The sequence below is a fragment of the Bradyrhizobium sp. Arg816 genome, assembly GCF_029989365.1.
In the GTDB taxonomy this organism is placed as follows: Bacteria; Pseudomonadota; Alphaproteobacteria; order Rhizobiales; family Xanthobacteraceae; genus Bradyrhizobium.
The window spans coordinates 1-14,578 of sequence record NZ_JAPRAQ010000025.1 but is presented as its reverse complement, the minus strand read 5'-3'; the positions used below and the strand labels follow the sequence as shown (position 1 = coordinate 14,578).

10 protein-coding genes are annotated in these 14,578 nt (G+C 58.7%); 7 read left to right on the top strand and 3 right to left on the bottom strand.

Features of this window, described 5'->3' with window-relative positions:
• Nucleotides 1-170 precede the first annotated feature (170 nt).
• Complete coding sequence (locus OWC48_RS37365) at nt 171-3,236, bottom strand: AAA family ATPase (protein WP_306664646.1); 3,066 nt, start codon at nt 3,234-3,236, stop codon at nt 171-173.
• A gap of 501 nt (nt 3,237-3,737) precedes the next feature.
• Between OWC48_RS37365 and OWC48_RS37355 the strand changes: the two genes are divergently transcribed.
• The 4 genes from OWC48_RS37355 to OWC48_RS37340 all read left to right on the top strand — a co-directional run bounded on the left by OWC48_RS37355 (nt 3,738) and on the right by OWC48_RS37340 (nt 7,333).
• Nucleotides 3,738-3,926: a hypothetical protein gene (locus OWC48_RS37355; RefSeq protein WP_282524474.1), complete on the top strand. Its 189-nt coding sequence runs from the start codon at nt 3,738-3,740 to the stop codon at nt 3,924-3,926.
• A gap of 47 nt (nt 3,927-3,973) precedes the next feature.
• Entirely contained in the window at nt 3,974-4,702 is a 729-nt protein-coding gene (locus OWC48_RS37350) for a sulfite exporter TauE/SafE family protein (RefSeq protein WP_282524473.1), read from the top strand.
• Nucleotides 4,703-5,120: 418 nt separating this feature from the next.
• Complete coding sequence (locus tag OWC48_RS37345) at nt 5,121-6,236, top strand: DUF2336 domain-containing protein (protein ID WP_282524472.1); 1,116 nt, start codon at nt 5,121-5,123, stop codon at nt 6,234-6,236.
• Between the two features lie 218 nt (nt 6,237-6,454).
• Entirely contained in the window at nt 6,455-7,333 is an 879-nt protein-coding gene (locus tag OWC48_RS37340; RefSeq protein WP_282524471.1) for a DUF2971 domain-containing protein, read from the top strand.
• A gap of 948 nt (nt 7,334-8,281) precedes the next feature.
• Here the strand turns inward: OWC48_RS37340 and OWC48_RS37335 are convergent.
• On the bottom strand, nt 8,282-10,051 hold the full coding sequence (locus OWC48_RS37335; RefSeq protein WP_282524470.1) for an amidohydrolase: 1,770 nt from the start codon (nt 10,049-10,051) through the stop codon (nt 8,282-8,284).
• 1,157 nt (nt 10,052-11,208) lie between these two features.
• Here OWC48_RS37335 and OWC48_RS37330 point away from each other — a divergent pair.
• Together OWC48_RS37330 and OWC48_RS37315 are read left to right on the top strand one after the other, a co-directional pair.
• On the top strand, nt 11,209-11,445 hold the full coding sequence (locus OWC48_RS37330; protein WP_282524469.1) for a hypothetical protein: 237 nt from the start codon (nt 11,209-11,211) through the stop codon (nt 11,443-11,445).
• A gap of 946 nt (nt 11,446-12,391) precedes the next feature.
• Nucleotides 12,392-13,342, top strand: coding sequence for a helix-turn-helix domain-containing protein (locus OWC48_RS37315; protein WP_282524468.1), 951 nt, complete (start codon nt 12,392-12,394; stop codon nt 13,340-13,342).
• A 153-nt stretch (nt 13,343-13,495) separates the two neighbouring features.
• Here OWC48_RS37315 and OWC48_RS37310 read toward each other — a convergent pair whose 3' ends face one another.
• A complete protein-coding gene (locus tag OWC48_RS37310; RefSeq protein WP_282524467.1) occupies nt 13,496-13,858 on the bottom strand; it encodes a hypothetical protein in 363 nt (120 codons plus the stop codon).
• A gap of 205 nt (nt 13,859-14,063) precedes the next feature.
• On the opposite strand from OWC48_RS37310, the gene OWC48_RS37305 reads away from it, so the two are divergent.
• Nucleotides 14,064-14,578, top strand: a 515-nt coding sequence (locus OWC48_RS37305) for a transposase DNA-binding-containing protein (RefSeq protein ID WP_282524466.1), incomplete at its 3' end; no start/stop codon positions are given.

Genomic DNA, 14,578 nt, shown 5'->3' with positions numbered 1-14,578 from the left:
GGCAAAGCAGGCCTCCCGACGATCCGCTCTCGTCACGCGTTTGCCGAACTCTTCAAAAGTCAATCGGCCGGGTCTGACTGTTGCAGACACAAGAAAATAGTCGACGACCGTCGACGGGCCGTTCGATTGCGGAAGCGCAGCCCTCACGATGCGTGCCGGGGCGGATTGGGTCAATGGCGTGCACTGTCGGGCCGCGAAGGCAGAGAGGTCATTGCTTCCAGCTGCGCTGTTCGCGTTGCCAACATGGCGAGCAAGCTCTTGTGCAGCCGATCCCCGGGTTCGAAATTTTGCGCGAGCCTTCGGACGGTCTCGACAAAACGCATGCGATACGTCGTCGCCCTGTCGACGTCGCCGTACTTCGCGAAGATCTCGGCGGCCGTGCGGTACACCCGCCAGGAGGCAATCGGGAAGTCGGCACCGTCGACGATCTCCAGCGCGCGGGACAGCTGCAACTGAGCCTCCGCTGAATTGCCCAAGGCAAGCGCGGTACGCGCGAGCAGTCCGTGGGCCTGGGCCAGGTGATTGAGATCCGGAGCCGTGGCCACATAGTCGTGGAGCTGGCGAGCACAGCTCTGGGCCTGCGTAAGGTCGTCAACCTGCAAGTAATATTCGCCGAGACAATGATACACCTGCGTCGCGGCGGTAAATTCGATGTCGATGCCTTCTTCATGCCTGCGGCGCTCGATGTCGTCAAATTGCCTGCGAGCTCCCGACGGGTCGTTCAGCCCGACATAGGCCTTGGCCAGGACGGCCCGCTTGTGGAAGTACGTCGACTGATCGCCGACCAGAAGACTATCGTCGACGCTTTCGCAGAGCTCACGGGCGCCATCAAAGTCCATCGCTTCGACGTGCAACCACGCAAGTGTCAGCCGGCACAATGCGCTGCTGGGGCCGTTCGCGTTCCTGACGGCTAGTTCGAGGCCGGCCGTGATTTCACGTCGCAATTCGCGCCATTCGCCCAGATGAATGAGCGCGATCGATTCAAGAACGTTGAACAGAACAAAAGTGTAGACGTCGCCGGCCAGACGCGCCAACCGCTTGCCTTCCGTGCCGGCGCGGCGGCACTCCTGGTACCGCGACCTCCAGCAATCAACGATACCGGATATTCCATTGCGCCTGATCAGGATGCCATAATTCGTGGCATTCGCGCTCAGCTCGATCGCCCTGTCGCAAAGCGTGGCGTCCTGTTTGCGCCAGCCGTTGAGGAACAGGTTGACGCTCGCACTGCTGCCCTGGACCAGAGCCTTGAATGTGTCGTCCGCCAGCGCCTGGCTTCGCGACAGCACATCCTCAGCGGCCTCAAGGCAGGCGTGGCGATCCACGCGCAAGCAGAGGCTGCTCACAGCCGTGAGGCCGTTGAGCTGTTGCTTGATCTCGCCCGCTTGTTCGGCGCAGGCAATCATGTCTCGCAGATCGCGGATGGAGCCGGCGAGGTCGCCGCACGAGCGAAGAGCCCAGCTTCGCTCCCGCAAAAGAGCGACGCGGGTTGAGAATTTGTCGGCAGCATCGAAACGATCGAGTATACCAAGCGCGCGGGTCAGATAGCTTGCGGCCTCCGCATGGCCGAGGCGCTTCGTCGAGTTCTTCGCTGCTTCCCGGAGGTAACGCAACGCGCTCGGAAAGTCGCGACCCTGCTCGAAGTGAAGTGCGAGCGCGGGCGCTATTTCGGAGGTGCGGCCGGCATAGGCCTCCTCCAGCCTGTTGCCCAGGCGCTTGTGCGTTTGTGCGCGGCGCCCGGGCGGCAGATTCTGGTAAATGATGTTCTGATAGAGAATGTGACGGAAAGCGTAGGAGCCCGAATATGTGCCATCGGGCCACTCGGAAACCCCCGAACGCACCAGGATTTGATCCTTCCGGATCGACGCTTCGATGTCGCTTTCAACGTCGATCGCATCGTCGGACAGACCGGCCGCAACGAGGGCCGCAGAAAATTCCTCGCCGGCAACGCTGGCGACATCGAGCAGACGGCGCTCGTTGTCGGTGAGGCGATCGAGCTCGTGGCCGATCATGTTCACGAGGCTGTCTGGAATGCGGTCCTGCGCAAATGCTGCCTGTGAGGACAGGCGCCATCCGTCGTCCATTTCGACGATCGATTCCTGGTCGATCAAGTGTTTGAGCAGCGTGGCAACGAACAAGGGATGTCCCAGCGTTCGCTCGAATATCGGCCTTGACAGGCTGGAGGCAAGTTCCTCGTCGTCGAAGCGCAATGCCAGGTAACGCTCGACCTCCGAGCGCGACAACCGATCCAGGCGCAATTCGCTGCAATATCCGTGAATCTCGAGATCCCGGTGCAGGCGAGGGATGGGATGCCCGCCGACGGAGCTGTCGGCCGGACGATAGGAGCAGAGGACCAGCACGCGCGCCTTGCCGTTCCCGCGCGCGAAGCGAGACAGTACGTCGAGTGTCGCGAAGTCGCTCCAGTGCAGATCTTCGAGAACAAGAACCCAGGGGCGGTCGATGCTCAGCGCTTCCAGAAGATCGCAAAATTCGCGCAGCATCCGCTCGCGCGTTGCGCCGAACACTTCATCCTGGAAAGCCGCGCGTTCCGACGCGTCGATGACGCCTGGCAATTGCAGGATCCAGGTGGGTGCGTGGGCGCGAACGGCCGAAATCAATTCCGGACCGTTTGCGCGATAACGGCTCACCAGCGCATCGATGAGTGGAAGAAAGACTTCGTCTGTCCCGAACCGTTCGGTGCAGCGCCCATAGAGCTGATCGAAGCCCTGTTCCGTCAGCTGCTCGGTCGCCTTGGCGATGAAGGCCGTCTTGCCGATCCCGGCTTCTCCGGTGACGAAAGCCATCTGCCGTTTGCCGGACAAGACGTGCCGCGTCATCTGGTCGATCGTCCCGAAGGAGGGGGTCCGGCCGACCACCAGGGTGGAGATTTCGGTTTTCAGAGGTACGACCGCGTTCTCGACCTCCCTGGCCGCTTCCCGCACCGTGCCGATAAAGCGGACGCCTTTGCGCGGCAAAGTCTTGATCAGCCGCTGCGCCTCGCCGGAATCGCCTATTCCGGTACGGGCTGCGTTGATGCGGGTGGTGAGCGCCGACTCCGAGACGATGCGCCCGCCCCAGATCGCACTGATCAGATCGTCCTTGGTCACCACCCGGGTGCGGTGGCGGATCAGATATTCGAGGACGTCAAAAACCTGGGGCTGCAACGGGATCGTACGTCCGTCGCGGCGCAATTCCCGCCGATCGGTGTCGAGGACAAACTCGTCAAATAGGTACAGCAAAACAATGCCTTCGGAGGTGCGCGAGGCGGATATTCAACCGGTACGCGGGCCCGAAAGCAAGCACACCCTTCAGAATCAAGGAAACGATAAGAACAAATTAAGCCCGCCTTAAAGCGTGGCGCGGCGTCCCGCCCGATACTTCCAGCCGTATCCAGTCACTCACACAAGGTGCTCGTGTCATGCGCTTGGAAGAAAAGGCGCGGCGTCTCACCCGCGTATTCTATGGGTTGCTGCTTCAAAAGATGTTTCAGTCGATCGCGGCATCCACCGTACCATGGTTCGACAGCAGAGCTTCAACCGGAAGCGATGCGTTGTTGTCAGCGAGCTCGTTTGTCGCCTCCACGGGGTCTTCCCGAAAGGAAGGCTGGTTTGGGCGTCTCCTTCAGGCGCTCCACCATTCGCGACGGCTGCAGGCAGAGCGCACCCTTCGACAGAATCGTCACCTGACCGACAATGGGTGGCCCCGGTTTGCCTCTCGGTCAGATGTTGGAGGGCGTGACAATGCCGGTCAGTGAAAAGCCGTCCGAACGCAAGCTTCGGATTTCGGCACCGGGCGAGAATGTGCTGCTCGCAACGATCGCCATCTGCGTTGTCATTTTTCACATCCTTGCAGCCACGATGCTGACGTCGACCCGCCAGAGCGATGCCGGGGCACCGCCCGAGCCGTCCGGACTGTCGTCCGGGGACTGATCGCCAGCTCGCTATTCCAGGATTTGACAGACAAGAAGGGTTAGCTCATGGGCGACATGGCGTCGTTTTGCCTGCTCAGCATCGCTGTGTTTTGTGGCGCTTTCGTCTCGGGCCTCGCGGGCTTTGCCTTTTCGGCGGTGGCCGGCGCGATTCTCCTTCACGTTCTCCCACCACGGGAGGCGGTCCCGCTGATGATGGCCTGCAGCATCACCGTGCAAGCCGCGGGTCTTTGGTCCCTGAGAAAAAGCATCTGCTGGAAGCAGAGCTCGGGACTGGTCGTCGGCGGATTGCTCGGCGTTCCGATCGCCGTGTGGTTGTTGCAAGCTGCAGACGCCCGGATCTTCAGGGAGAGCTTTGGCCTCGCCGTCGCCTGCTACGCGGCCTACACGTTGTTCCGGCCGGCGCTTTCTCATCGCTTGCAGATGAATGCGGGACGTAATGCATTGGTCGGCTTCAGCGGAGGCTTTGTCGGCGGGTTGACGGCAATGCCGGGTGCAATACCGACCATATGGTGTGACATCCACGGCGTGCCAAAAACCGAACAGCGTGGAATGGTTCAACCCTTCATCGCCGCCATGCAGATATTCGCACTTGTTCTCATGCTGATCCGAGGAGATCTGTCGACAAAGGTCCTGGCTGACTTCGCCGTCGGCATCCCGGCGCTCGTTGCAGGAACGGCGCTCGGGATTTTTGTCTTTCGCTGCGTCAATGACGCGCTGTTCCGGCGAATTATTCTCGGCATCTTGCTGGTTTCGGGACTGTTACTGGTATTGTAGTTACGCCGGTCGCGCCTCCGGGTGAGAGTGACGAGGTCCTGCAGGCGGGTGCCTATGTCATCCGCCCGCCAGACCGTCATGAGCGGCCGGCTCTAACCATTGAGCTACAGGCCCCGCCGCGTGACGGTGGGCCGTGCGGCTGCCCCAGCCGAGGTAATCTTTCGCTTGCCAGAGGCTGCTGCTGGTCCCAACGCGTGACCTCGCGGGTGCAGCTACGTTGGGCGGGTCGTTGACGGCGTCCGCTTTCTCCAAGTCAGGCAATCCCTAAAATTCGATCGATCTGATTAGGCGGACCTTATTCCCGATCCAAGGCGGCGGGAATGATTTTACCGCGTGTTCAGGTCTGGGTGGTGTCATCGCCCATTCCTTTGAAATCCCGCTTTTGTCGTTCGATCATTTTCAAACTGCGAGCGCATCAATGGCTGCTATCACGTCATTCCTGGCCGAGTTGGACGAAGCAGTTGCGAGAGGAAATCCCGAGAGTTGTCTGCGGGCGCTCTGGCATGCGGCAGACATCCTGATCGCCGGCACTTACTCCGAGGAGCAGATCTGGACCTTCGGTGAGGTCATCGGTCGTCTAGCGCAGGAGATTGAAGCGAGCGCACGGGCGAAGCTCGCGGGAAAGCTCGCATGCAGCCAAAACGCGCCCTATGCGTTGACCCGGCAGATGGCAAGCGACGACTGCATCGATGTCGCATGGCCGGTTCTCAGCCAGTCGCAGCGCCTCGACACCGAGACATTGATTGCGTGCGCCAAGAACAAGAGCCAGCAACATTTGCTTGCAATCTCCAGGCGACAAACGGTCCCGGAAGCGGTCACCGATGTCCTGGTGGTGCGGGGTTCTCCCGAGGTCGTAACCTCGGTCGCGTCGAATGCCGGGGCTAGTCTCTCCAAATCCGGATTTCTGCACCTGGTGCGGCGGTCGGAAGGGGATTCGATCCTCGCTGAATCGGTGGGACTTCGAAAGGACATTCCCCGACATCTCTTCCACCAGTTGATCGCCAAAGCCTCTGAAGAGGTGCGGCAAAAGCTGAAGAGGGAGCGTCCGGACATCGAAAATCAGGTCCATCGTGCCGTCGTCGATGTCACCGGGGCCATTCACGCCAGGTTTGGCCCGGCGTCGAAGGACTACTTCACGGCGAAACGCACGGTGGCAAAACTGCACGAGAGAGGCGAATTGACGGAAGACAAGGTCTTCGAGCTTGCTCACTCTCTCAAGTTCAACGAGACCACCGTTGCCCTGTCGTTGCTCTGTCGGCTCCCAATAGACGTCGCGGAGCGGGCATTGATCGAGAAGGATCGCGAGCCGGTGTTGATCCTGGCCAAGTCTCTCGATTTCTCATGGCCCACCACGATGGCGCTGCTGTTCCTGGGCGCGGCCAACTACCGGATAACCGCTGGCGAGCTGGATCAATTGAAGACCGATTTCCACCGGTTGAATGTCAAAGCGTGCCGGGAGGTCGTCACCATCTACCGAACGCGAAAGGAGGAGGCTTTCGGCGACTCGTTTCAACAGCCTCGGCGCATGACCTAGGATCGCAACTGCGGTGACAATGCACTTCCTTCATGAGCCTTCGGCCTCGCGAAACGGCCGGAGTCGTCGAGTGCACTGTCACCGTAATCCCCCACTTTGCAACGCAAAATTGATCCGTGTGCTAGTGCTCAATTGGGAAGTTGTCTCTGCCTTGGTCCGCGTTGCGACTGTAATATGCCATGAAGGTTCAGAACGTCTAACCACCACGGCTCTTGAAAATGAATATCGTTGGACAGATTGTCGACCGGTTCCATTACCTGCGAGAGCTTGCGAGGCCACGTACTGTCTTTCGCTATCGGGTGATCAATGATTATACGGTCTCCGAACTTGCCACTCAGTCGCTCTATTTTTCAGCTTATCCAGATTTGAACGATCCAAACGAAGGTACGTACGAATACGAACCGACGTGGAATGATCGTGATGCCCGGTTGTTTATCCAAGCAGTGCGTAAGCGTGGAGCGGGCGCAGAGGGATTCCGCGCGCTCTTTCCAGATGTTGAAATTGATGCGCTGGCGGCAGCTTGGGAGTCGATGTCGGATGAACAGGTTTTGACGGCAATCCGTGACCGTGTTGAGAAGAACCTTGCTTCTCCGGAAATCCGTACGCGGATTAACGACGCTCTGCGCGACCTCGACGACATGTCCATAGGAGTATGTTGTTTCAGCGCGGCTGGTCGATCACCCTACATGTCTTGGTTCTATGGCGCGCAGCACAAGGGTGTTTGTTTCGAGTATTCGACGGCTCAGTACCCCTTCAATCGCATCATGCCTGTAAGGTACACGAGCAGTATCCCAAAGCTAATTACGGGGCGTAATTTCGTCTTGGCAAAAATGTTGACAAAGTCCGTCGAGTGGAAAGGTGAGAAAGAATGGCGAATCGTCCAGCATTTGATTAAGCGTGGCCGCTTCGCCAAATTCGATGCTAACGCGCTTTTGTCTGTTCATCTTGGCCCAAAGGCTAGCCACGACGATATCAAACGAATCGTCGACGCCATTCGTCAGAGACAGTCTGCGACAGGTCACTTGCCATCCGTTTATCAATTTCGACGCGCGAAGAGTACCTTTGCTTTTGAGCTTAAGAAGATCGACATTGACTGAGTCGGCGTCGCGAGTGTGAACGAGATGGCGCATAGCCAAGATCGGCGATGCGCGCATGCCACCTGAAGTACAGGGTATCGTTGCGCCACACGGCGGCGACTTGGCTTAAGCAGAGGGGCGCGGATCCATGGCAGGCCGCTGTCAGCGTAATCCCGACATCAGACATACGTGGATGCGGGTGCGGGTCACGCAACGGTGAGCGAGCCGTTTTGCCGTTCGCGCAGCTGTGATTTTCCACGGCGTGTCTATTCTCAAGCGCATACCTACCTAATCCCTAACCAAGAAAGTTCGAAGGAGACGCTTTCAACAGAGCAGCCGATTCCGGCCAGCGAGAACGCTCCGCACGAGAACAGCAACCGTTCGGAGTACGATTATGATTGGATTCAGGACTTTCATTATTGCAGCGATGATGTCGATTGGCGCGATAAGCTCTGCAAGTGCCCAGTGCCCGACATGGGCGACTCAAAATCCAGCTTCGTTTCAGGCGCAGTATCCCAACAGGGATATATTGAACGACTGCGAGTTGACGCCAGCAGGCAGAATGGGCCTCGAACTCCCCGGCGGCGCGGCTCCCTGGTTTGGGTCCAACAGGGCTTATGGGGCAATGCCTGGCGTTGCTCAACACCACAGCTTTCAGCACCGATCGTGGTGAGTATCTGAAGATATATCCGGATGGTCGGATTCTGGCCCGTCGATCGCGATATCGAGATGTTCGAGGTCGCCGCGATCATTCTTCACTTGGTTGATCAGCATCCCGAGGCCGGCGTGGCGCCTTGAGCGCCATTGGAACGCACTCGGCATCGAGCAAGAACGTAGGATTGGTTGTTTCGTTGGTTGACGGAAGCGCCAAACGGGAAGGGCGGCGCCAACCCCTGAAAGCACTGGCGGGCCCGGCAGGACTCGAACCTGCAACCAGACCGTTATGAGCGGCCGGCGGCCCTCCAGCTCTCATTTCGCGTTTGAGAAAACATCCGCTGCGTAGACGACCTTGCCGCCCACGACCGTCAGCAGGGACGCCGTCGCGCCAATTTGCTCGACGGGGACGGTCATGAAATCCCGGTCGAGAACCGCGAAGTCGGCGAGCTTGCCGTTTTCGAGCGTGCCGCGCCGCGTCTCGTCGAAGCAGAACCAGGCGCTTCCCACGGTGTAGAGGCGCAAGGCATCTTCGCGGTTGGGTGTTTCGTCCGGGCCGCGCGTCGATAGTCCGCCGACGGTCTTGCCGTCGAGCATCCATTGCAGCGCTACGAACGGATTGTAGGATGCGACCCGATGCGCATCCGTGCCGGCCCCGACATGGACGCCCGTGCGCAACGCCGTGACGATGGGCGGCATCTGGCGCGCAGCTTCGCCGGCCTGCGCCACGATACGGTCGCCTCCGAGGTACATGGCGTCCTGCATGGTCCAGCCGACGCCAAGGGCCTTCATCCGCGCTAGCGTTTCGGGCGAGGTGTTGTCGAGATGGGCGATGGACCAGCGCAGCGGCGCGATCGGCGTCTCCTTGTTGACCTCTTCATAGAGGTCGAGGAGCTGATGGACGGATTTGTCTTCCTGCCAATGGATGGTGACCGTCAGTCCTTGTTTGGCCGCCCAGCGAATGATCTCGAGGAACTTGTCCTTGGCGGCCGCGTCGGGCGCGTTGTTGTTGTACATGGCGCCGGTGATCCGCTCGCCGATTCCGTTGAATCGCAGCATGTCGTCGCCGAATCCCATCGGCAGGAACGGCGTGAGGTTCTTGTACTCCTCGAATTCCGCGCCGACATTCTGGGCGAACAGGCTGTAGGCGACACGCACCGAAAGTGATTTTTCACGCCAGAGCTTTTGCAGGGCGGCGTAGTGGCTGGGATAGATGCTGAAGCCGCCGGGATCCACGATCCCGGTAATTCCGAGACGATTGAGCTCCGTGAAGAACTGCCGGGTCCCGGCGACATTCTCTTCGAAATTGGGCCTCGGCAGGCGATCGAACAGCGCAGAGATACTGACGATGGAGCCGTTGAACCAGCCCGTGGTTTCGCCCGATGTGGCGCGCTCAGACGTGATACCGGCCGGCAACTGCTCCGCGGACATCCCGAGGGCCTGCTGCGCTTTCGGCGTCATCAGCACCCCCGAATAGAACAGCTGGATATAAGCCGGATTGTCGGGAACGGCCGACATCACCTCGGCCAGGGTTGGCCGCCGCTTCTCCGCAAATTGCAATTCGCTCCAGCCACCGGCCACGATGATCCAGGACGCCGGGCGCGCTTTTGCCGCCTGGCGCAGGCGTTCCATGGCCTCGCCAATGGTCTTTGCGCCGATCCAGTTGACTTCGGTTGCGTAGGTGAGGCCGGCGCGCACGGCGTGAATATGGGAATCGATCAAGCCCGGAATGATCGTGCGTCCGCCGGCGTCGACGCGGCGTGTCGCGGGCCCGATCAGGCCTTCCATGGCATCGTTGCCGCCAACTGCAACGATCTTGCCTTCGCGGACTGCGAGAGCCTGCGCGATCGTCGATGCGGGATCCAGCGTCACGATCTTTGCGTTCGTGACAATGAGGTCGGCCTTTTGTGCGTAAGCCGAAGTGGCCCAGCACGAGATCACCAAAATCGCCAGAAGCTTGCGCATGTTCAGTCCCGGAATGAGAGAGGCAGGAACGAGAGAGGCAGGAACGGCGCCACACATCCGCCGCTGGATGCGCTCGCGGGCATCGCGTGTCGCAACGGGGAGTGTCGCGATCTTGATCATGTCTGGCTCCAACAAAATCAGCCGGTCCACCGGAAAATTCGGTCAAGGCCCAAATCATTGAGCCCGCCTTCGCCCGTCGGGCTTCGGCGCGGCAGCCTTCGCCCGCTTCGCTTGCCATTTGTGGCACCGGCTTGCCTAGCCGAAGCTCGCGAAGCGAGCGAAGGCTGGTGGGCCCGGCAGGACTCGAACCTGCAACCAGACCGTTATGAGCGGCAGACTATCGATCAGGTTTGTTGATTTCGCTGCGTTTTCGTTTGAATTTGATCGCGTTCGTCGTGGTTTGTTAACGTCGTTTCTGGTGCGAAACTGGTGCGGTCAGTGAGTTTTGAGGTAGGCACTTCACTCCACTATTCTGCACGGCAGGGCAACGGTCTGTCCCATGATGGATTGGACGGACACATCCAAAAAAGCAAAGTCAGATCAGTAGCTAAGCATCGTTCGCAAACACTCGTGTAGTACCATAGGCAGTACCGCCTTCTCGCCGTAGTCCAATTGGCCCGACGTGCACGTCCCTCTAATGGCGCGCGAGATTGCTCGATCGCTTGTCTAGTACGGTGCTCGTTCGTCGCGGTTATCGAGTGGCAATGAGCCGCTATTTGACTTCGACAATCTTCACTCCCGCGTCTAGCGAGAGCTGATAGAGGGTAGCGGTTGCGCGGGGCGTTCCGCGCTGGGCGCATTACGTAAGAACGACACGTTACTTCGCCCGCGTGAAAGCGACAAAGACCCCGGAGGTGGCCTCAATCTAAGTAGTCACCGGAAGCAATCGTCGTGCCTTACTCTAACGCCGATTGATGGAGAAACTCTACCTCCAAGACTAGTGTAACGTTGGTTGTTGGCCCATCGCGTACATATTGAACTGTCTGCGCTTGGTCCGCTTCTTGGGGCCGAGCGGACGATCACGCTGCCGTCCTATCTTCTCTTCCCTCTCGGCCCGGCGCGCGCATCCACACATCCAGCTTCATCGGCGGTTAGGATGACCGGCATCGCTCGGGCGGGACGGATGGCTCGACCACCGCATTAGTCGCGTGTGTGCTTGTATCCAAATTCCCACACTTGCGACCAAAAGCATCCGTTTGTCGGCTTTCGAACAGACGGGCCAAATCCACTCCGTTTCAACTCCACGGTTGAAAGCAGTCATCGGTTGGGGAGACGGAATGGAACGTTCCCCGTTAATTGAACTGGCGCGCGACAAATATGTCGAGCGCTGCAAGCAACGGGCCTTCGATCACCTCGACCGAGGCGATCGTAAGAACGCGGTCGCTTCGTTTGTCGGCAATATGAACGCGCGTCCCGATTGCGAGTTGCCACACTACTTGGCAACGCTCGGCGCTTCGCTGGTAACGGCGAAGGATGCACTCGGCTGGAGGGCGCTCGTTGAAGGATTGAGGTGATGATACCGTGATCAGCGCGCGAAGGGATAGACATCAAGCGCGCGCTCCGGAGCCTAAAGTTCCGTGGTTTCCCTTTGTATGAATGAGAGTATTGTTTTTTTGACCTTTGGGGGGCGGGGTGGCGCACTACCGAGCTTACCTTTTGGATCAGCACCGCCACGTTATAAGCGTGGCCAATTTGCAGTGTGCCGACGAGCGGGAGCGCGAGAACGTGCTGAGCAGCTAGTTGATATCAACGATATCGAGCTATGGCGATCTCGATCGCCGGATTGCGGTGTTTGAGGCCGCCATAACCCGTACCTCGCAAGCGGCGGAACAGGGAAGCCTTCAGCGGGCGCAGCGCCCTACGGACAAATGAGGCGTAGATGAAAACTCAGCGCGGTACTAACATCTCGGTCCCGGCTTCCGTGTTGCGGATCACTGGCGCCGGATAATCGGGGAAGATGCCAGGCATCGGCACCAGGTTGCCGACATAGCGATTGAATATCCTGAGCGGAAGAGCGCCAGAATGCGGCCGGGTTGGTGGTGATGCCGTAGAGGGTACACGTGTGCCGCGCTGACTAGCGTTTCCTAAAATCCTTTAGCTTGCGCATGTAGTAGCCTTGCGCCAGAACAGCGAGCCTAATTTCCTCGCTAACGGAAGCGACTTTTCTCTTCTTCTTACGCCATTTGCCTGACACGTCAGGACGTGGATGATAAACCGTTGCGCACGACGAGCAGATCGCTCCTGTCGTTCAAATACACATCGAACATTGTGAGGCCCCCAGCCGAGCATTAGATTATCGCCGGGAGCAGAAATACACCAGAGCAGGTGCGACTTAGACCGCGCAGCAATTCAATGGAGGACTGGCTCATTGCCCTGACGTGTTGGTCACTATACATTCAATCCGTGGTATTCCGGAATCTCTAGAACCCGATTCGGTAGTGTATTGTTTAGAGGGCCGCCTTGGCCCGCGATAGGAGAATAACGGCTCTGGCTGTGTTGGCGCCAAAGGTATTTCGCTTTACCGATCTCGATCAGTATCGAACAGCCGTGCGAAATCTGAAGGTCGAATTTACGCCTCTCGCACGGAAAATCTCTGCCGAGCAAGTCATCCTTAATCTTCCGGGATGTGACATCAATTTTGCCAAGTCTTTCCCGCGCATCGCCGATGGTCAGCTTGCCGACAATTGCACAGCTGTCGGGTTCTCGATGGATGACGGTTTTCCCATTCGCTTCAACGGGGTCGAAAGAGATCACTCAGCTATCGCGATCGGCGGCAGCGGTGCTGCATATTCCACGGTCGAACGAGCCGAGCGGCAATTCACTTCGATTATTTTCACGCCAGCGATACAGGATCGTGGCTGGCCCCAGGCCGGTCCCAACTGGAAAGCGTTCGAAACGAGCACCGCTGCGCAGCATTGGCTGCGCGAGCTCGTGAGGCAGATCCTGTCAACTTCCGCGACATTCGATGTCTGCGAGGCGGGCGACGCCTCGTCCGCAATCCGGGAGTCCCTACTAGCTGGAATTGATGCCGCATTCGCCCATGTTGTTGACGCACGATGGGCGTTTCATGCGAATTACCTCGGGCATTTCAGGAGTTTCCGAGATATTCAGGAAGTATTGTCCGGCAACATCGGGCGTCCGATCTACAGCGAAGAACTTGCGCGAGAAGTTGGCGCCTCGGTGCGAACCATGCACGAGGCGGTCAAGCGATACCGAGGAATGAGCCTCCATCGATATTTGCGCCTGAGGCGTCTCTGGCTCGTGCGGCAGCGACTGCTGGCCGGAGCGGATAGCGTAAAGGCGTGTGCGCTCGCTTTCGGATTTTGGCACTTAGGTGATTTCGCGAGGAATTATCGTCTTCAATTCGGCGAACGACCCTCGGACACTCTGGTGAAATCGCGCCTCCAGTGATGCGGCTTTTTAGAATTGCCGGTCGTGGGCTCCCCCTTGCCGCGGAGAGCCAAGAGAAGATCATCCTAGGGGCCACGGGTTGGCGTCGGGTGACGAGGGGCATCGGATCGGTCACTAAAACTGTTCGGGACACTACCGTCGGCGATTTGCATCCTAGTTGCTTCGCTGCGCGGTCCAGTATCCCGAGCAGCGCCCACTTCCCGAGTGACCGCTCCAGATTCCGCGGCCGGCATCCCGCGTCAGCCTCCCCGACCCTGCTGCGTATTTGTCGTGGACCGTCACCGACGCGCGAACCGCGCCCGATCTTCCGACATACCCAGTGAACTTCACGAGATTGGGGTGAGAAACAACGCCGTCGTTTATGTTTACCGAGAAATTGTAGGTCGGATCGCAGCTTCCGCGTTGCGTAACGAAGACGAGATTCCAGGGGCCGTCGTAAGAGGTTCGGGCTTCGGCAGCCGTCGTCAAGATAAGGCAGGCACAGCCAATGACATTCGCGAGCAGTCGCTTCTTCATGATCTTCTCTCCAGAGGAATGGGTTGATGTTCGGTAAGGCAGCAGTTGTGGGCGTTGGGCATTCGTCGTCTTCTTGGTCTATCGTAATCGTTCGTCGACCCTTACGATTACCCACATTTTTTGAGGCTCGGCCCAACCGAAAACTTGAGTCGCCGGAATCACTTATGATTCTTTGATGAGCACCTGATTCGAGAAGAGGTGCTCTATGGGACTGACTTCGCGCGCCCGGGATGAGAAGGCGCATCCGTTGGCGTCTGACGCGGTGACCTGGTTCGATCGTGAAGCTGCGCTGTGCGAATTCCAGGACGCTCGACTTGGCGAGAGATTTCGCATGCTGCTGAAGCAGATTGGTGGAGACTTCGGACAGAGCATTCCGATGGTTTGCCAGGACCGGGCGAATACCAAGGCGGCCTATCGTTTCTTCTCCAATGAACGAGTAAGCGAGGCCGACATCCTATCTGGTCATTTTAAATCGACGCGCAAACGTATCGCGGCTGCGAAAGGACCTGTTCTTGTCCTGCATGATACGACCGAATTCACCTATCAAAGGGAGCGCCCGGATCTAGTCGGGATGATTAAGCGCATCCCCAAAGGCAACTCTCGAAGATTGGACGGAAAACCCCAAACGTACACGACATGCGGAATATTGATGCATTCGAGCCTTGCGGTGACCCTTGAGGGGCTTCCACTGGGGCTCAGCGCCGTGAAGTTCTGGACCAG

Bases quoted from the DNA above. Each gene is read 5' to 3' on its own strand.
- OWC48_RS37355 (WP_282524474.1), top strand. From the start codon at position 3,738: ATGCCGGTCAGTGAAAAGCCGTCCGAACGCAAGCTTCGGATTTCGGCA.
- OWC48_RS37350 (WP_282524473.1), top strand. From the start codon at position 3,974: ATGGGCGACATGGCGTCGTTTTGCCTGCTCAGCATCGCTGTGTTTTGT.
- OWC48_RS37345 (WP_282524472.1), top strand. From the start codon at position 5,121: ATGGCTGCTATCACGTCATTCCTGGCCGAGTTGGACGAAGCAGTTGCG.
- OWC48_RS37340 (WP_282524471.1), top strand. From the start codon at position 6,455: ATGAATATCGTTGGACAGATTGTCGACCGGTTCCATTACCTGCGAGAG.
- OWC48_RS37335 (WP_282524470.1), bottom strand. From the start codon at position 10,051: ATGATCAAGATCGCGACACTCCCCGTTGCGACACGCGATGCCCGCGAG.
- OWC48_RS37330 (WP_282524469.1), top strand. From the start codon at position 11,209: ATGGAACGTTCCCCGTTAATTGAACTGGCGCGCGACAAATATGTCGAG.
- OWC48_RS37310 (WP_282524467.1), bottom strand. From the start codon at position 13,858: ATGAAGAAGCGACTGCTCGCGAATGTCATTGGCTGTGCCTGCCTTATC.